Genomic DNA, 17,164 nt, shown 5'->3' with positions numbered 1-17,164 from the left:
GACCCCCATTTATGATAAACGCCATAAAATAAGATCCCGGGATATCTTATTCACGACGATAACCATGATCGCTTTCACTAGTTATCATATCCTATGCAGTGCCAAACTATAGGTGACAACTCTTTACAGACGAACCAACAAGGTCAAAACTTTCTAACAATTTCATGAACATGTTGCATTTAGCTATCTAACCAAAAGAATCGAACTAGCAATTTCTGAGCCCATCCCGTATACTTAATTTGTTAAAGGAGGAATGTCTGATGCATTTTGAAAAAGAAGTACAATGTAAACGAAATGATGCAATTGACTCTGCTATCGGGTTTATCATTCCTTTTGGTTTCTTCGCTACAATATTTATCATCGCTTCAATTGTTGATGTATTTAGCGCTATGTAAGTCAATAAACCCGATATACTTAAAAAGAGGATGATTTCGTTCATCCTCTTTTTATTGTTCTAGCGCTGTTTTAACTTCAATTTTTTGCTTCTCAATAGTTAACTCAATGGCCCCTTCTAGGTCCGATCTCAACAAAGGAATTCCCCTGTCTTCTATGCGCTCGACTACCTCTGGATGAGGGTGTCCAAAGCGATTTCTTCTCCCGGCTGATATTAAAACTAATCTAGGATTTATATGATTTAAGAATGCCTCCGTCGTTGAAGTTCGACTGCCATGATGCCCTGCTTTCAATACATCTATTTGTAAATTAGGATAAGTTGAAATTAATCTCCTTTCACCACTTTCTTCTAAATCTCCAGTAAACAGAAAATTAATCCCTTCTACTTCTAAAACTAATACGATTGAACGTTCATTTAAGCCTTGTTCCATTCCACTTGGTGAAAGAACTACAAAAGTAGCTCCGGCGTCTTTCCAACTTACTCCTTCCTTAACAAACCTAATTTTGGTTTGCTTTCGAGCAAATTCAGTTAATAATTCTCTTTCAAACTCGCCTTCAACGACCCCTTGACTATAATTGACTTCCTTGATGTTAAAGGCTTTTGATAGCGCCATCGCTCCACCGATATGATCCAAGTGTCCATGTGTTAGAATAAGTCGATCTATTTGATTAATTCCACGCGCTTTCAAAGTTGGAACTACCACATCTGCACCCACTTCAAACGGTTTTCTTCGTTTCCGCCAATCCTCATCAGAAAAAGATATTGTCCCCCCAGTATCAATGAGGTAAATCGCTTTTCGAAAGGGGAATTCAATTAATATGCTGTCGCCTTGGCCAACATCAATCATGGTCACTTTCGTTCTTGAATCTACATAAGGTGAACTGACTTGAACGATTAATAATATACTTAAAATTGCCATTGGTTTTATCCACCAACCTCTAGTACCTTTCTCCCACATCAGACAACCGAAAAATACACAAAGATAATAAGCAAAAACAAGCAACATTGAAGGCTTTCCAACCACAAAGGAGGAAAATCTAAACTCTGCGCTTTTTCGCAATAATTCATGAATAAACGGAAAAATAAATTCCAACAGGAGAAGGGGATAATTAAAGGCAGACGAAATAAAGAAAGAAAGCATAAAAGACAATAAAGTGAGCGGTAAAACGAATACCGTTATAATGGGGATATAAATCAAATTTAATGGGATTGCTAACATAGAAAGCTCAAACATATGAAGCAACAATAGAGGAAAAGACAGCACCTGAGAGAGCAAAGTCACCGACAATAATTGAATATAGCGATTAGGATACCTCTTTTGAATCATAGGGATTGAAATAATGAGTCCAAATGAAATTAGAAAGGACAATTGGAAACCAAGATGAAAAAGAGCGAATGGTTTAATGAATAAATAACCGAGGTAAACGGAAGATATTCCAGTTAATGGGGACACCCGTTTTTTAAAACGTAAACAAACTAAGACGACCATGGCCATAATCGATGCCCTAATAACCGAGGGTGCCGCACCAGCAATAATCATATATAAGGGTAATATAAAAAGAAGAATTTCTATAACTCGTTCTCTAGTAATACCTACTCTAATCAAGGAATAAAAAAGCATCGTGACAATCATCCCAACATGCAAGCCAGAAACAGCAAGTAAATGAATAATACCAAGACGCTGGTAAGCTTCCAGTACTTCCCCGTCTATGAAAGTTCGATCTCCAAATACTAATGCAACCATGATGCCATTAAATTCTGGATGTACCTGCTGTTCAACCTTGCGAATTTGTGTATGCCTCCAGCGCTGAAGAGCGAGAAATAAATTTCCCGTCGTTTCAATACATTGTATACCGCCACGTTCTGGTCTTAATACCCAAAAAATATTCTGCTCCCTTAAGTACTTTTGATAATTAAATTCACTAAAATTTGTTGGTGGCAGAGGGGATGTGAGATTCCCATTAATCATACACGTATCTCCTGGTGATAGCTGTTTCAACCTAATCTGATCGCTTTGATCATATAGCAATGCTTGAACTTGAATAAGTTCATTTAAGTTGCTCTGTAAACGTAAGGACATAGTGTCGCCGTCTATATTAGGTGTAGTTTTAACTACACCATAAATGGTTTGATTCCCTTCATCATAAGCAGTCAATTGCTGACTTACCGCAACATATCCAACGAGATAATAGAGGAGAAAAGGAATAGTAATGATAACTAACTTCTCTTTGAAGAAGGAACGATGAATGAAACAAAAGAAAAGAAACAAAATTAATAGAATGAAATAAAGAGGGCTCGATCCGCCGAGGGCAAGGAAAAGACCGAGCGTTGCGGAGAGGGGGATTAAAAAAAGGAATCGACTTATCTTTCTCACCCCTTATAAAAACTCTGAGTAAATAATTGTTTTGCTTGTTCTCTAAGTTGAAAGAGTTCGTCTTTTTCCATGCCAGTTTGAGCTAATTTATCTAATAATGAAACGGTAAACTCCTTTTTTTCATGATGAGATTGATCCAAACTTACTTCCTCTAACTCGACTTTCACTACGTGAATTCCTGCTTCACGAAACATTTGCTCGGCGTAAGAGTGGTTTTTATAATCCGTTGCATAATAAACACTTTTTATCCCTGCTTGAATAATGGCTTTCGAACAATTAACACAAGGAAAATGAGTGACGTAAATTTCTGCCCCCTCGGTTGGAACACCAAATTTAGCGCACTGTAACAAAGCATTCACCTCTGCATGAATCGTTCTGATGCAATGATTATCAACGACATAACATCCATCATCTATACAATGGGCTCCTCCTGAAACGGAACCGTTATAGCCGCCAGCGATGATTCTCTTCTCTCGTACAATCGTCGCTCCTACCATAAGGCGTGTGCAAGTACTTCTTAATGCTAGTAAATGGCTTTGAGCCAAAAAGTATTGGTCCCATGATATTCTGTCCATTTCTTCCTCCCTCTTTAAAGTGATTAAGATAAGTTTAGTGAAAAGCCAGTCCACCGTCAATATATAGAGTAAGTTAATTAAAGATCAGATATTCTTCTAAATTTTCAATAGATTTGGGTCCAATTCCAGAAACATTTAACAAATCATTAATGTCTTTAAATGGACCATGTTCATCACGATAACTAATAATAGCTGCGGCCTTCGAAGGCCCTATTCCAGGAAGCTGTTCTATTTCCCCTGCCTCTACTTGATTAATCGCAATTTTCCCTTCAGATTGGCTTGAAACACTATTCATTCCCTGAAAACTTTGTACATCTTCTCCCTGAACCGGAACATAAATTACCATCTCATCTTGTAAAAGTTGGGCAAGATTCAATTGCTGTTCATCCGCCTCAGTAAGAAGACCTCCCGCTTTATCAATGGCATGATACACGCGATCACCCTGTTTTAATTCATAGACACCAGGTCGTGCAATTGCTCCTTTAATATCGATCATAATAAAAGTCTCCTGATTATTTAAGGACTTATCTGTTTCCGAAGTAACCGTATGTAAATCAGCTTGAAATAAATCGACTATAGCTTCTTCTTCTGAATTACGAAAATGTAAAAACAATACTACACTAACTAATAGTACTACAATACCTGAAAACACGACATATTCCTTTTTCGCCATTATCTTCACACCCTTTACCTTTAATTGAGTTATAATAAAATAATAGAAACTACATTATTACTATTTAAAAAAGGAGTCGATTTATTTATGGCTGTACATCTACAAATTGCAGAACAAGTAAAGAAACATCGTGATGCACAAAAACAGTTCCTTGCCCTCGATGCTTCTAGGGAGCGCGCAATAGAAAGAGTACTTGAATTAGCAAAGGTAGGAAAAGAAGTTCAAATAACTGAGATCAATCAAATAACAGAGGAAATGAACAGTATCGCTATGAAATTTCAGTTTCCTCCGCGGAAGCTCGTCACTCGTCAAATGGTAATAAATTACTTAAACATTCGTTAAAGAGGTCATAACAGAGTCCCTTCCTTCATACGTTTAGTCATAACGGGTGTTCGCGTTGAGCATGCAAAAGGAGGGGGCTAACTTGAAAATAGGAATCATTGGAACGGGGAGTATGGGAAGTATTTTACTCGAATCTTTGATTGAGTCTGGTGTAATATCACCAAGTCAAATAGTGATTACAAATCGAAATCAAGACAAAGCCAAGGCACTTAAAAAACGGTTTCCAAATTTAACAATTGGGAAAGATGCACGAGAAGTTGTTCAGGAAGCAAATGTCACCTTTATTTGTACTAAGCCTTTACAATTCCCAGCTGTCCTTAATCAGATTGCACCTTTTTGTCAGGCAGGCAAATTCTTAATTTCGATTACTAGTCCAATTTCAGTAGAACAATTAGAAGGCAAAGTCGATTGTAAGGTTGCTCGAGCAATACCGAGTATCTTAAATAGAGCTTTAACAGGATCTTCTCTTTTAAGCTTTGGTAGTAGGTGCGAAGATACAGATAAACAATTCCTAACAACACTTATGTCTGCTATCTCTGAGCCTCTTGTTATCGATGAAGACATCACTCGTGTCTCTTCCGATATTGTAAGCTGCGGGCCTGCATTTTTCAGCTATATTATGCAACAATTTATTGATGGCGCAGTGAGACAAACGAACATTTCTAAAGAGGATGCAACGACACTTGCGACTAATATGATGATTGGAATGGGGAAGTTACTTGAAAAAGGACACTACACATTGCCTACATTACAAAAACGTGTTTGTGTTCCTGGCGGTATTACAGGTGAAGGAATAAAAGTACTTGAGGCAGAAATCGGGTCAATGTTTGACCATTTATTTCAACAAACACACGCAAAGTATTACGAAGATCAAGAATTGATAGCAGAGGCATTCTCAAATGATCGGTGAAAGGTAAAATAAGAAAAACGCCGCATCCGTCTTTTCTTATTCGGTTAAACTTTGATAACTCTTGTTCACTCAAATTTAAACTTTTTCATCTCTAAAATCTCTAAAAAAGGAAGAGCAGAGGCTCTTCCTTTTTTATTCGCTTCTTTTATGTGTAATTCCTTTTTAATTCTTTTTCTTTGCGAAAAAAAATATTCGCTCACTTTCCTCTTTTGGCTCAAAGTTTGTAAAATCTGCAAAAACTGAAACATCACCAAAACCCGTTTCGAAAAGCCAATTCCTATATTGATCGATCGAGAATGTTCGTTGTTTATGTAATTCAAAACTACGTTCAAACAGTCTAGTTTCCTCATCTTCAATAAAAAAGGTTACTTCATGCTCAACACTATTAGCATGCTCACCTTCAAAGGACGTCCAAATATAAGCCATTTTTTCAACATCATCAGCAAATGTTTGATTAATAAACCCTTCATTAATCTTAACGATGGAATGTACATCAAACAACAGTATTCCTTCAGCTTTTAGTTGTTGATGTACACTTTTAAACGTATTATGAACGTCTTCCTCTGTTTCTAAATAATTGAGGGAATCACAAAAAATGGTCACAACATCATATTGCCCTAATCCTTCTAAGTCGGTCATGGATTGTTGAAATAAGGGAGGGGAAAAACCTGCCCTGTCACACTTCTCTTTTGCAAGTGAAAGCATGTCAGCAGATAAATCAACCCCCGTCACATTCGCACCACTTTGTTGTAATTGAACAAGAAGTTCTCCCGTGCCACAACCAACGTCAAGAATAGACAGTCCCTCTAAATTTTGTTGCTGAAGTTGCTTCTGAACAAATTCAACCCATTTTTCATAAGGTGCATCTGTCATTAACGAATCGTATAAAGCAGCAAAAGCTTGATAATTCATAAAAGCTCCTTCTATTTATCTTCTTTTAGATATGTCCAACCATCACGTTGTTCTATTTTCTTTTCTTTCATCAGTTTGCCAAGTGCACGCTTAAACTTTGCCTTACTGATTGAAAAACGCAACTCAATGTCTTCAGGAGGGGTCTTGTCCCAATAGGGCATAGAACCTCCGCGCTCCTTTAAGAAGTGATAGATTCGCTCGGCATCTTCTTCTTGCTGTTCCGATCTAATGGGATTCATTGTCACATTAATGCGTCCATCTTCACGTACGAATTGAACACGAACCTGAATATACTCACCGTACCTTGGAACTCCTTGCATTTCATCGTTATAGAGAAAGGCAATATAACCTTGATCGGTTAAGATAAGGGCTCCTTCATCAAGAAAGTGATAAACATATCCACGCACTTCTTTATTCATCATTTCCGCAGGAGCCTTTATGGATTGTCGCTCAATCGGTTCACCCTTTACAAGCTTCCCCATCAAACGCCCGCGCTTATCCCACGTCAGCGAAAGCGGGAGTTTATCCCCCGGCTTAGGCCATTGCTCGCGTTCATATGGCAGTTCATCCATAGATAAAAAGAGATCACGTGAAATGCCATTATGAAAAAAAACTCCATGTCCAGTTTTTACTTCAACAGCTTCTAACCAGGCTATCTCCCCCACTTTTAAAAGCGGCTTTTCCATCGTAGCAGACAATCTCTCTTGATGATCATGATATAAAAAAACATCGACATGATCACCAATTTCTAAGTCTTTCGTAACTTCACGTTCATGGAGAAGAACATCGGTTATTCCATCACTAACAAAAAAACCAAAGTTTGTCGCGCGTACCACTTCAAGGTTGACACTGTATCCAGGCTTAAGATCCATCAACCTAAAACCCCTTCTAATTCAACAACTGGAGCATCGCCCCAAAGCTTTTCCAGGTTATAGTATGCACGTTCATCCTTGTGGAAAACGTGAACAACAACGTCTCCTAAGTCAATTAATATCCAACGCGCTTGATCAAATCCTTCTAGACGCTTGATTTCAATTCCCTTTTCTTGCACTACTTTTTTTAGTTCGTACGCGATTGCTTGAACTTGTTTATCAGAATTACCATGACAAATAACAAAATAATCGGCTATCAAAGAAACCCCTCTCATATTTAATGCTACAATGTTTTCTGCTCTTTTATCATCGATCGCTTTGACAGCTAATTCTAAAATAGGTGTTTCATTCACTAAACATCACTTCTCCTTTTTTTCTTTAATTAACTGGTTGTAAGTAGCTATCGTATCTGGGAATATCAGTTGGTTTCGTTTCATAAGAAATACCATCGTATTTTTTAATGCTTCAATAATAGCTTCATCTAAATCTTTTCTCGCAAGCTCTCGTACGTCATCTACCCCTTTAAAATGTCGCCCTGGTTCAATATAATCGGCCAGAAAAATCACCTTTTCCAAAACCGTCATACCTGGCCTGCCTGTTGTATGATACCGAATTGCATTTAGTACATTTTCATCTGTAATACCAACTTCACGTTCAACATAATAAGCCCCACAAGGAGCATGTAAAAGTTCGTCACCATAATTTAAGAGTGACTTATCATTTAGTTTCTCCCAAACAAGCAGTTTCATTTCTTCCTTATCACGGAACTTTGCATAATCATGAAAGGCAGCTGCTAACATCGCTTTTTCCTTATCCGCTCCAAAACGAAACGCTAGCTCCTCTGCGGCCTTTATAACCCCAAGTGTGTGTGTGTAGCGATGATCAGTAAGGTGAGGCTTTACCTTTTCCAACGCCTGTTCTAGATTCATATAACGACCTCTCTTTCACCAATGCTTCCACTTCTTTAGGGACCATATACGAAATTGGTTTGCCATCTTGAATCCTTTTACGAATAAGGGAAGATGAAAAATCCACCTGCACCATTTCTAACAAATATACCTGTTCTGCATAATGAGATTGCTTGATCGATGTCCCAGGACGCTCTACACCAATAAACGTTACAAGTTCTAGTAACTCATCTATTCTATGCCACTTCGGAAGATAATCAACCATGTCTCCACCAATTAAAAAATAAAATTGATCATTTGGATATATCTTTTTAAATTCTTTAATTGTCTCAATTGTATAAGAAGGACCTTCTCTTTCTAATTCAATGGTTGAAACATGAAATCGCTCATTATCATGTGTTGCACTAACTAACATATCAAGGCGGTCTTCATTGGAAGCCAAGTCTTCGCTTTCCTTATGAGGCGGTTTATTCACAGGAATGAACCAAATTTCGTCCAGCTCATAATAGACAAGAGCTTCTTGAGCAAACAATAAATGCCCTGTATGCGGAGGATTAAACGTACCACCAAACAACCCAATTTTCTTCATTTATTCTGCTCCTCTCCTCTTATTTTATTAAGACGGGAGAATAAGTTCCTTATTTTCTTTTGATTCTTTGTATAGAACAATCGTATGACCTATTAATTGAACAAGTTCGGCTTTAGTTGAAGCAACGATTTTTTCTGCTACTTCATCTTTTTCTTCGTCGCAATTTTGTAAGATACTTATCTTAATTAGCTCCCTGGCCTCGAGAGCCTCTTCTATTTGCTTTGTCATATTTTCATTTACTCCACCTTTACCAACTTGGAAGATAGGATTTAAGTGGTGCGCTTTAGAACGTAAAACTCTTTTTTGCTTTCCTGTTAACATGTTCAACCTCCTAATTGTTGTAAGACGATTTTTTTCATCTCTTTGTTATCTGGTGTTATTTCAGTCCAATGCTCAAAGGAAAGGGCCGCTTGATTAACTAACATTCCAATCCCATTTACTATTTTCCCACCACGTTCTTTGGCTTCTTTTAAAAATTGCGTTTCTAATGGATTATAGATCAGATCACTTACAATGGTTCCTGGTTTTAATAATTCAAGGGAAAGAGGAGAATGATTAAAATTAGGACTCATCCCAACAGATGTCGTATTGATGATGACATCATATTTGTTTAAGCTTTCCTCTGCCACTTTTCTCTCAACCGTTGCAGAAGGTATGCTAAACTCTTCCGCAAGTTTAATTAATGAAGCCGTTTTTTCTATTGTTCGGTTCGTAAATTCGATCCTTCCAACACCATATCGCAGGAGCGCAGTAACGATCCCCCTAGCACTGCCACCAGCACCAATAATTAAAATAGACTTCTCGCGGATTTCTTCCTCTGTTTCATCTAATAACGATTGAACGTACCCACGACCATCCGTATTATATCCAATTAACTTCCCGTTTTTGTTTACGATCGTATTAACAGCCCCTATTTGAAGCGCCTCATCATTAATCTCATCAAGAAATTCCATTACTGCTATCTTATGCGGGACGGTGACATTACAACCAGCTATGTCCAAAGCTCTTATCGCATCAACTGCTTCTTTGACCAATTCTGGCTTTACATCAAAAGCATGATACCTTGCTTCAATCCCTAATTTAGCAAATGCATCATTATGAATGAGCGGAGACATTGAATGTCCTACCGGATGACCTAACAGCCCAAATACTTTCTCCATTTTTTCTCCTCCTCGAAAGATAAATCTTCATTTGAATTTGGTATGGTAAAAGAGTGGGCGAGCGTTTACACAATCTATTTACTTGGATGCCCTTCTACCTTTAAGCTCAACTTAACCTTTTTCACGTTTTTAAGAAGCACTCTCCCATTTCCCTTAACGAATAAGAAATGACTTCAAAAAAAGCTTTGTTCCTTCATTACTTATATAATAGATTCTCTAATGGTAACATTTACTCCTTTAGGAGCATAACCATCTACTTTCAAATTTGTGCCGTTAACCGTGATCCAACCTAATCCAGAAAACACGATATCCGCTTTATTTCCTTTAATATGAAATGTGTGCTTCACCAATGGCGGTAGTGACTCTTTCGTCTTCGGCCCAGGAGGAATTAACAAGTCTCCCAAATGGGTTTGATAAAGCTCCTCTGCTTTTTCCATTTTTGTTCGATGAATATGCAGCTCATTTGAACAAAAGCATGTAAAAGATGTTCGTTCCCCTTGCACAAAGTCAAACCGTCCAAGTCCTCCGAAAAATAAAGTCTGACCAGCGTTCAGCTGGAATACCATAGGTTTTATTTCTTTTTTAGGTGTAATAGCCTTTAACTCTTGTTTATCTATATGATGAGCCATTTGATGATGATTGATAATTCCTGGTGTGTCATAAAGTGCTTGTCCATCTTCTAAAGGAATATCAATCATGTCCAACGTCGTTCCAGGGAAATGTGATGTAGTAATTAATTGTTCCGTATCCCCACCAAAAGACTTAATCATCTGATTGATAAATGTTGATTTCCCTACATTTGTACATCCAACCACATAGACATCTTGACCTTTCCTAAGGCGATCAATTTCAGAAGCAACTTCAACGATGCCAACTTCCTTTTCTGCACTCATAAGCAGGACATCAACAGGTTTTAACCCAAGATCTTTTGCAGATTTTTTCATCCAATTGACTAAACGGTTGTGATTCAATGATTTGGGTAACAAATCTACTTTATTCCCAACAAGCAATACATCATTATTCCCAACAAAACGATGAAGACCAGGTAACCAACTACCAGTAAAATCAAAGATATCAACAATCTTAACAATCAAAGCCTTTTTTTGGCCCAAACCATTTAAAATCTTTAAAAAGTCATCATCAGTTAGAGCAACATCTTGAACTTCATTATAATGTTTTAAGCGAAAACAACGTTGACAAGTAATGACCTCTCTTTCTAATGCCGATGGCGGCGCAAAGCCCAATCCTTCTTTTGTTTCTGTCTGAATATGAACACCACATCCAGAACAAATAGGTCTGCTTTCTTCCATTGTGATCCTCCAATTTCTTTTAAAATTAAAAGCTTTAGTTTTTCTTCTTATATTATTAGAGACAACATACTCCTTCATCCCGCATAATTATAAACTCAAATTATTTAGATAAATAACTTTTTCCAACAACCTTACACTTACCAATCTTTAACTATACATTTACTCACCTTTTTTTTCAATCACGGAAATTGAGATTTGTCATCCTCTGTACTATTTTGTCAATATTCCTATATTTTTCATCAATTTAAAAAACTTTTCGACAAATCTAATCAACACTCAACATTGTGGATAACTTTATACACGTTATACCATAATAAACATAAGGGTTTCATCTTGTCATAAACAGGGAATTAACAACTTATCCACTTATCAGTGTGGATAAGAGGAACAGTTGTTCTATTTTGAAAGTCGTGGTAGGATTAAATCACACGAATAACGTACTAGTTTATTCATATAAAACAACGAATTTCCTTTTTAATTTCGACAAACCCTGACGAGGAGGTGAACCTGTCGTTATAGTAGACAGGACTATATGCAGAATCTATCAGATGAACTATTAATTGAGACTTATTATAAGGCGGTAGAATTAAATTTAAATCATGATTTCATTGAACTAATCCGAGTAGAAATTGCTAAACGTTCCCTCTCAGACAAAATAAAACTTTCATCATGATTACAAACTTAGCTTCCGCCAGAGTCCTTAAGAGCATTTGCTCATGTTCTTGTTTTGTTAAAAGCAAGATTTTTGGATTCAGACGGGAGTTTTTTATCTATTTTTCTACATATATTCAAACCATACTTTCGCATAAAACGGATGTTAGCCCCTTTTCATATAAGCTCATCCTGCATACTTGAATTTTTATCTTTGCAGTAAAAACAGCTATCGTTTTTCACGATAGCTGTTTTTTTTGTTGTCCATTTATTCAGCTTGTTTTGAAATACGGTTGCCAATACGAATGTATTCTCTCGGTTGAAATGGTCCTGTCGTTGGCACAATATGATTATGATCTAACTGTTGGACATCAACAGAGCCTGGCCGGTCTAATCCTTTTTCATGAATCGTACGATTATTAAATTCGTTCGCATACCATCCACCTGAAAAAAGGACGAGGAAAATACTAACGGCCGCTAACCCCTTTTGTTTATTATTCATAGTTGTCACTCCTACATTAGGCAACGGTCTTTTCTATTTAAAAGAGGTCGTTTATCTATAGAGTGTCGTACCCTTTATAAAAATATACATACGTTTTCAAATTTTATATAAAGTTTCTCAAAATAAAAAAAAATTCCCCCCCCCACACTATCGCATTTCTACATATTTAATAAGACCAAGGAAATCGGTTAAACCTAAAGGTGTTCTGGGATGCATGTGTCTGAAAAGTAGGTTATAATTTTATTTAGTCTATAAGGACATGCTTACAAAAAGCTAGAAAGAAAGGATAAAAGCATTGAGTCGCAACATTCTACATGATTTGAAAATTTAAAAAGGAGGTATGTAATTTGACGGTTTTACACTGGGCTACAATCTCCCCATTTTTGTTAGCCATTTTGATTCCTTTTTTGTATAAGTACGCAAGACCGATACATACGGGGTGGTTCGTCCTTGTACTCCCGCTCGTGTTGTTTATTTATTTTATTAGCTTTTTACCAATTACATCTGACGGTGGAGTTATCGAGTATAGTGCCCCTTGGGTTCCTTCTCTTGGAATTAATTTTACTGTTTACATTGATGGGCTTAGCCTATTATTCTTATTGCTGATAACGGGTATAGGTTCCCTAGTCGTATTATATTCGATCTACTATCTTTCGAAAAAAACGGAACGACTACACAACTTTTATGTGTATTTACTTATGTTTATGGGAGCAATGCTCGGGGTTGTTATATCAGATAACTTAATTGTTTTATACACATTTTGGGAGCTCACTAGTTTGGCCTCATCTTTGTTAATTAGTTATTGGTATCATCGGAAGAAATCGACTTATGGAGCTCTAAAGTCGATGCTTATTACTGTCTTTGGCGGCTTTGCAATGCTCGGTGGTTTTTCCTTACTCTACCTTATGACTGGAACATTTAGTATTCGCGAGATCATTAGTCAAGTTGAATTAGTGACTTCAAGTTCACTCTTTATTCCAGCGATGATCCTTATACTACTAGGGGCCTTTACCAAATCTGCTCAATTTCCATTCCATATTTGGTTACCGGATGCGATGGAAGCCCCTACACCAGTAAGTGCCTATCTTCATTCGGCAACGATGGTCAAAGCAGGTATTTATTTAGTTGCTCGTCTTACACCTGTTTTCGGTGGAGCCGCAGAATGGTTTTGGATTTTATCTGGAATTGGGTTGCTCACGCTATGTTGGGGCTCCATCTCTGCGGTCCGACAAAAGGATTTAAAAGCAATTCTAGCCTTTTCAACTATTAGTCAACTTGGATTAATCATGTGTTTACTCGGTCTTGGCTCGGCCTCTCTTTATTTTGGATATGGTACGGAATCAACGGTGTATACGACGGCAACTCTGGCAGCTGTTTTCCACCTGATCAATCATGCGACATTTAAAGGAAGCTTGTTTATGACAGCAGGGATCATTGATCATGAAACCGGAACACGAGACATTCGCAAACTCGGTGGTTTAATGACAATTATGCCGATTACTTTCACTGTCTCTTTAATCGGAACAGCCTCAATGGCTGGATTACCTCCATTTAATGGCTTTCTAAGTAAGGAAATGTTTTTTACTGGAGTGTTAAATGCAACTGAGTTATCTATATTTAACATGCAAACATGGGGGATGTTATTCCCAGTTTTAGCTTGGATTGCTAGTGTTTTTACATTTTTATACTGCTTAATTATGTTCTTTAAGACGTTCACAGGTAAATTCAAGCCAGAAAACTATGATGTGCACGTACACGAAGCCCCAATCGGAATGTTAGTTAGCCCAATTATTTTAGGGTCACTTGTAATTATTTTCGGTTTGTTCCCTAATTTACTGGCTTATACACTAATTGAGCCTGCTATGGCTGCAATCTTGCCAACTCTATTGGGGGGGGACGATGTATTCAAGGTACATATCTACCATTGGCATGGCTTTAACCCAGAGTTATTTATGACAATTGGTGTCATTGTATTTGGTACTATATTATTCCTATTGATGAAAAAATGGGCTCAAACTACGATTTATTTAAGAGAACGAGATCCACTTAACAGGGTATATGATGGAACACTTTCTGGTTTAGCAACAGGAGGTAATAAACTTACTTCATTTTATATGACAGGTAGTATTAGACATTACCTAATCTACATTTTCTCATTTCTAGTTTTATTTATTGGATTTATGTTTGTCCGCCTAAATGCCTTTGCATTTGGTGGTGAAACAGCCCCAATAACATTTTTCGAGACTGCTATAGCTATTGTCATGGTAATCGCAGCAATTGTTGTTGCTTTAGCCCGCACACGTTTGACTGCCATTATAGGTTTAGGAGCAGTAGGATATTCGTTAGCGACATTCTTTGTTTTCTTCCGAGCACCTGACCTAGCTCTTACTCAAATGGTTATTGAAACGGTCTCAACTGTTTTATTTTTGTTGTGTTTTTACCACTTGCCAATGTTCAAGCAAAAATTCGAAAATGTTAAGTTTAAATTGGGCAATTTAATGGTTAGTTTAGGTGTCGGAATTCTCGTTACCATGCTTGCTATTTCTTCACACAACTCTAAATTGTTTGATTCACTAAAAGATTACTTTGTTGCAGCTAGTTATGATGAAGCCGGTGGAAAAAACATGGTCAATGTCATTCTCGTGGATTTCCGTGGCTTTGATACTTTATTTGAGATATTAGTGTTAGGCATTGCAGCGATCGGTATTTACTCAATGATTAAACTACGTTTAGCAAAGGAGGAACAATAAATGCGGACAAATGATGTAATCCTTAAAACTGCTACTCAACTTGTTACATTTATCATCATTATTTTTTCCATTTATGTTTTCCTTGCTGGGCATCATAACCCTGGTGGAGGGTTCATTGGTGGGTTAATGACGGCTGCAGCTTTTATTTTGCTTGGACTAGCTTTTGACATTGAAACCGTAAAAAAAATCATACCTATTGATTTAAAAATCATTACGGCGATTGGCTTATTAATCGCCGTTTTAACTGGCATAGGAGCCTTTGTCTTTGATGCTAACTTTCTAAGTCATACCTTTGGCTATTTCCAACTACCACTACTCGGGAAAACCGAATTAGCTACTGCTTTACTTTTTGATATTGGAGTCTATCTTGTGGTAATTGGTGTTACGCTAACAATTATTTTTACAATTGGGGAGGATCAATAATGGAAATTCTAATCTCCATCGTTGTAGGGATCCTGTTTACAGTAGGAACCTACCTTATCCTTTCAAAAAATATTACGCGGATAATTATTGGAACGGGGATTCTAAGTCACGGTGTCCATTTGCTTTTACTGACGATGGGAGGATTAAAACAAGGAGCGGCTCCGTTATTAGGACAAGAAGCAGCTTCTTATACCGATCCTTTACCACAGGCCCTAATACTAACTGCAATTGTTATCAGCTTTGGGGTCACCTCTTTCTTTCTTGTTCTAGCGTATAGAACTTATAATGTCCATGGTACAGATGACATGGAAAAGATGAGAGGGTTGGAAAATGATGAATAATCTTATTATATTACCGTTATTAATACCGTTACTAACTGGTGTTATATTGTTATTTTTAGGAAAAAAGATCATCCTACAGAAAACATTAAGTATCCTTTCTGGGATCGCCATTATTATTACTAGCATATTACTGCTTATGGATGTCAATAGTAATGGAGTTCAAGCTTACTTTTTAGGTGGATGGTTACCACCCTTTGGGATCGCTTTAGTGGCAGATTCATTTGCGATTTTACTTGTCATATTTGCTAGTATTATTCTAGTAGCAACAACCTTGTTTACATTCAAAGGTTTGGATTTAGAACGCAAAAATTACTATTATTACCCACTCGTTCAATTTCTGCTTACTGGTGTAATTGGAGCGTTTTTGACAGGTGATTTATTTAACTTGTTTGTCTTTTTTGAAGTTTTACTGATGTCCTCGTATGCTCTAATTGTTTTAGGAGGAACCAAAACTCAATTACGAGAATCGATTAAATATGTTCTTGTAAATGTTATTTCTTCAGCTTTGTTTGTTACAGCTGTTGCCTTTCTTTACTCCGTTACAGGAACATTAAACATGGCTGATTTATCTGCTCGGATTGCAGAAATCAACCAACCAGGTTTGGTAACAGTCATTGCTTTGCTCTTCCTAATTGTTTTCGGAATGAAAGCAGCTATTTTCCCACTATACTTTTGGCTACCAGGTGCTTACTCAGCGCCACCACCAGTTATTTCAGCTATTTTCGCTGGTCTATTAACCAAAGTAGGGATTTATGCGATTTACCGAGTATTTACGATTATTTTCTACCATCAACCTGAAGTTACTCATTATACAATTGGGGTATTGGCTGCCATTACAATGATCATTGGTGCTATTGGAGCGATTGCATACAATGATATTCATAAGATACTTGTATATAATGTGGTTGCAGGGGTAGGCTTTATTCTTCTTGGTTTATCTTCCTTTAATTCAGATGGGATTTTTGGAGGAGTATTCTATTTGCTGCATGACATGATTATAAAAGCAGCTCTATTTTTATTGGCTGGTGCTATTGTTGTTGTAACAAGAACAACAAAGATCGGTCAGGCAAGTGGGATAATGAAAAGTTATCCTTTACTAGGTTGGTCCTTTTTGGCCGCTGCCCTTTCTTTAGCAGGTGTCCCACCGTTTAGTGGTTTTTTCGGAAAACTTCTTTTAATCCAAGGTGGATTTCTAGCAGAACAATATGTATTTGTCGGTATTTTATTACTATCAAGTCTACTTGTTCTCTATTCTGTTATGAGAATCTTCTTTTTAATGATTTTAGGAGAAGAGAAATTGCCTGAACCGCATCAAAGAGGTAATGTAAAAGGACTAGTCTATCCAAGTATATTTTTACTTGCTTTGTCATTTTTAATGGGTATGGGAGCTGAAGTCATTTATCCTTTTGTAGCAGATGCTGCTTCGACCCTTTTAAATCCTGAATCTTATATTGAAGCTGTACTAAAGGAGTAGGTAA

General features: G+C 37.1%; 20 protein-coding genes. 8 read left to right on the top strand and 12 right to left on the bottom strand.

What is annotated here, in order from left to right; all coding sequences use genetic code 11:
- The first annotated feature begins 260 nt into the window (after nt 1-260).
- Nucleotides 261-395 carry a YqzM family protein gene (locus tag LDX58_RS00410; RefSeq protein WP_372459045.1) on the top strand — a complete coding sequence of 45 codons (135 nt, stop codon included), beginning with the start codon at nt 261-263 and terminating at the stop codon, nt 393-395.
- 51 nt (nt 396-446) lie between these two features.
- Here the strand turns inward: LDX58_RS00410 and LDX58_RS00405 are convergent, their stop codons facing one another.
- From LDX58_RS00405 to LDX58_RS00395, 3 genes are all read right to left on the bottom strand, one after another.
- Entirely contained in the window at nt 447-2,768 is a 2,322-nt protein-coding gene (locus tag LDX58_RS00405) for a DNA internalization-related competence protein ComEC/Rec2 (RefSeq protein ID WP_227934897.1), read from the bottom strand.
- Entirely contained in the window at nt 2,765-3,343 is a 579-nt protein-coding gene (locus tag LDX58_RS00400; RefSeq protein WP_227934896.1) for a ComE operon protein 2, read from the bottom strand. The genes LDX58_RS00405 and LDX58_RS00400 overlap by 4 nt, the downstream gene beginning before the upstream one ends.
- 73 nt (nt 3,344-3,416) lie before the next feature.
- The gene (locus LDX58_RS00395) at nt 3,417-4,016 is read right to left on the bottom strand and encodes a helix-hairpin-helix domain-containing protein (protein WP_227934895.1); all 600 of its coding nucleotides are present in this window, start codon (nt 4,014-4,016) and stop codon (nt 3,417-3,419) included.
- Between the two features lie 87 nt (nt 4,017-4,103).
- Here LDX58_RS00395 and LDX58_RS00390 point away from each other — a divergent pair, with 87 nt between their 5' ends.
- Both LDX58_RS00390 and comER read left to right on the top strand, forming a co-directional pair.
- Nucleotides 4,104-4,358 carry a DUF2533 family protein gene (locus LDX58_RS00390; RefSeq protein WP_227934894.1) on the top strand — a complete coding sequence of 85 codons (255 nt, stop codon included), beginning with the start codon at nt 4,104-4,106 and terminating at the stop codon, nt 4,356-4,358.
- An 82-nt stretch (nt 4,359-4,440) separates the two neighbouring features.
- Nucleotides 4,441-5,268 (top strand): late competence protein ComER, encoded by an 828-nt coding sequence (gene comER / locus LDX58_RS00385; protein WP_227934893.1) that lies wholly within the window; start codon nt 4,441-4,443, stop codon nt 5,266-5,268.
- A 162-nt stretch (nt 5,269-5,430) separates the two neighbouring features.
- Here the strand turns inward: comER and LDX58_RS00380 are convergent, their stop codons facing one another.
- From LDX58_RS00380 to yqeH, 8 genes are all read right to left on the bottom strand, one after another.
- Nucleotides 5,431-6,180, bottom strand: coding sequence for a class I SAM-dependent DNA methyltransferase (locus LDX58_RS00380; RefSeq protein WP_227934892.1), 750 nt, complete (start codon nt 6,178-6,180; stop codon nt 5,431-5,433).
- An 11-nt stretch (nt 6,181-6,191) separates the two neighbouring features.
- The gene (locus tag LDX58_RS00375; protein ID WP_227934891.1) at nt 6,192-7,052 is read right to left on the bottom strand and encodes a CvfB family protein; all 861 of its coding nucleotides are present in this window, start codon (nt 7,050-7,052) and stop codon (nt 6,192-6,194) included.
- The gene (gene rsfS / locus LDX58_RS00370; RefSeq protein WP_227934890.1) at nt 7,052-7,405 is read right to left on the bottom strand and encodes a ribosome silencing factor; all 354 of its coding nucleotides are present in this window, start codon (nt 7,403-7,405) and stop codon (nt 7,052-7,054) included. The genes LDX58_RS00375 and rsfS overlap by 1 nt, the downstream gene beginning before the upstream one ends.
- A gap of 6 nt (nt 7,406-7,411) precedes the next feature.
- The gene (yqeK, locus tag LDX58_RS00365; RefSeq protein WP_227934889.1) at nt 7,412-7,981 is read right to left on the bottom strand and encodes a bis(5'-nucleosyl)-tetraphosphatase (symmetrical) YqeK; all 570 of its coding nucleotides are present in this window, start codon (nt 7,979-7,981) and stop codon (nt 7,412-7,414) included.
- Complete coding sequence (locus tag LDX58_RS00360) at nt 7,935-8,549, bottom strand: nicotinate-nucleotide adenylyltransferase (protein WP_227934888.1); 615 nt, start codon at nt 8,547-8,549, stop codon at nt 7,935-7,937. Before LDX58_RS00360 ends, yqeK begins: the two co-directional genes overlap by 47 nt.
- Before the next feature lie 27 nt (nt 8,550-8,576).
- Entirely contained in the window at nt 8,577-8,870 is a 294-nt protein-coding gene (gene yhbY, locus LDX58_RS00355; protein ID WP_227934887.1) for a ribosome assembly RNA-binding protein YhbY, read from the bottom strand.
- Between the two features lie 2 nt (nt 8,871-8,872).
- Nucleotides 8,873-9,709, bottom strand: coding sequence for a shikimate dehydrogenase (gene aroE, locus LDX58_RS00350; RefSeq protein ID WP_227934886.1), 837 nt, complete (start codon nt 9,707-9,709; stop codon nt 8,873-8,875).
- A gap of 200 nt (nt 9,710-9,909) precedes the next feature.
- On the bottom strand, nt 9,910-11,019 hold the full coding sequence (gene yqeH, locus LDX58_RS00345) for a ribosome biogenesis GTPase YqeH (RefSeq protein WP_227934885.1): 1,110 nt from the start codon (nt 11,017-11,019) through the stop codon (nt 9,910-9,912).
- Between the two features lie 532 nt (nt 11,020-11,551).
- On the opposite strand from yqeH, the gene LDX58_RS00340 reads away from it, so the two are divergent.
- Nucleotides 11,552-11,692 carry a sporulation histidine kinase inhibitor Sda gene (locus LDX58_RS00340; RefSeq protein ID WP_227934884.1) on the top strand — a complete coding sequence of 47 codons (141 nt, stop codon included), beginning with the start codon at nt 11,552-11,554 and terminating at the stop codon, nt 11,690-11,692.
- A gap of 246 nt (nt 11,693-11,938) precedes the next feature.
- On the opposite strand, the gene LDX58_RS00335 is transcribed toward LDX58_RS00340, so the two are convergent.
- On the bottom strand, nt 11,939-12,172 hold the full coding sequence (locus LDX58_RS00335) for a hypothetical protein (protein WP_227934883.1): 234 nt from the start codon (nt 12,170-12,172) through the stop codon (nt 11,939-11,941).
- Between the two features lie 347 nt (nt 12,173-12,519).
- Here LDX58_RS00335 and LDX58_RS00330 point away from each other — a divergent pair, with 347 nt between their 5' ends.
- The 4 genes from LDX58_RS00330 to LDX58_RS00315 are packed head-to-tail and all read left to right on the top strand — an operon-like array spanning nt 12,520 to nt 17,160.
- Entirely contained in the window at nt 12,520-14,922 is a 2,403-nt protein-coding gene (locus LDX58_RS00330; RefSeq protein ID WP_227934882.1) for a Na+/H+ antiporter subunit A, read from the top strand.
- Complete coding sequence (locus tag LDX58_RS00325; RefSeq protein ID WP_227934881.1) at nt 14,923-15,345, top strand: Na(+)/H(+) antiporter subunit B; 423 nt, start codon at nt 14,923-14,925, stop codon at nt 15,343-15,345.
- Nucleotides 15,345-15,686 (top strand): Na(+)/H(+) antiporter subunit C, encoded by a 342-nt coding sequence (locus LDX58_RS00320; protein WP_227934880.1) that lies wholly within the window; start codon nt 15,345-15,347, stop codon nt 15,684-15,686. The genes LDX58_RS00325 and LDX58_RS00320 overlap by 1 nt, the downstream gene beginning before the upstream one ends.
- Entirely contained in the window at nt 15,679-17,160 is a 1,482-nt protein-coding gene (locus LDX58_RS00315) for a Na+/H+ antiporter subunit D (protein WP_227935462.1), read from the top strand. Before LDX58_RS00320 ends, LDX58_RS00315 begins: the two co-directional genes overlap by 8 nt.
- The last annotated feature ends 4 nt before the right edge of the window (nt 17,161-17,164 follow it).

It is taken from the genome of Alkalihalobacillus deserti (assembly GCF_020734105.1).
GTDB classification, from domain to species: Bacteria; Bacillota; Bacilli; order Bacillales; family Bacillaceae_D; genus Halalkalibacter; species Halalkalibacter deserti.
Note: the sequence above shows the minus strand (reverse complement) of the source record. Positions and strands in the feature narration are given on the sequence as shown.

Coding starts and splice junctions, on each gene's coding strand:
- LDX58_RS00400 (WP_227934896.1), bottom strand. CDS start 3,343: ATGGACAGAATATCATGGGACCAATACTTTTTGGCTCAAAGCCATTTA.
- yhbY (WP_227934887.1), bottom strand. CDS start 8,870: ATGTTAACAGGAAAGCAAAAAAGAGTTTTACGTTCTAAAGCGCACCAC.
- LDX58_RS00375 (WP_227934891.1), bottom strand. CDS start 7,052: ATGGATCTTAAGCCTGGATACAGTGTCAACCTTGAAGTGGTACGCGCG.
- yqeH (WP_227934885.1), bottom strand. CDS start 11,019: ATGGAAGAAAGCAGACCTATTTGTTCTGGATGTGGTGTTCATATTCAG.
- LDX58_RS00390 (WP_227934894.1), top strand. CDS start 4,104: ATGGCTGTACATCTACAAATTGCAGAACAAGTAAAGAAACATCGTGAT.
- LDX58_RS00410 (WP_372459045.1), top strand. CDS start 261: ATGCATTTTGAAAAAGAAGTACAATGTAAACGAAATGATGCAATTGAC.
- aroE (WP_227934886.1), bottom strand. CDS start 9,709: ATGGAGAAAGTATTTGGGCTGTTAGGTCATCCGGTAGGACATTCAATG.
- yqeK (WP_227934889.1), bottom strand. CDS start 7,981: ATGAATCTAGAACAGGCGTTGGAAAAGGTAAAGCCTCACCTTACTGAT.
- LDX58_RS00335 (WP_227934883.1), bottom strand. CDS start 12,172: ATGAATAATAAACAAAAGGGGTTAGCGGCCGTTAGTATTTTCCTCGTC.
- LDX58_RS00360 (WP_227934888.1), bottom strand. CDS start 8,549: ATGAAGAAAATTGGGTTGTTTGGTGGTACGTTTAATCCTCCGCATACA.
- LDX58_RS00315 (WP_227935462.1), top strand. CDS start 15,679: ATGAATAATCTTATTATATTACCGTTATTAATACCGTTACTAACTGGT.
- LDX58_RS00325 (WP_227934881.1), top strand. CDS start 14,923: ATGCGGACAAATGATGTAATCCTTAAAACTGCTACTCAACTTGTTACA.
- LDX58_RS00395 (WP_227934895.1), bottom strand. CDS start 4,016: ATGGCGAAAAAGGAATATGTCGTGTTTTCAGGTATTGTAGTACTATTA.
- LDX58_RS00340 (WP_227934884.1), top strand. CDS start 11,552: ATGCAGAATCTATCAGATGAACTATTAATTGAGACTTATTATAAGGCG.
- LDX58_RS00320 (WP_227934880.1), top strand. CDS start 15,345: ATGGAAATTCTAATCTCCATCGTTGTAGGGATCCTGTTTACAGTAGGA.
- LDX58_RS00380 (WP_227934892.1), bottom strand. CDS start 6,180: ATGAATTATCAAGCTTTTGCTGCTTTATACGATTCGTTAATGACAGAT.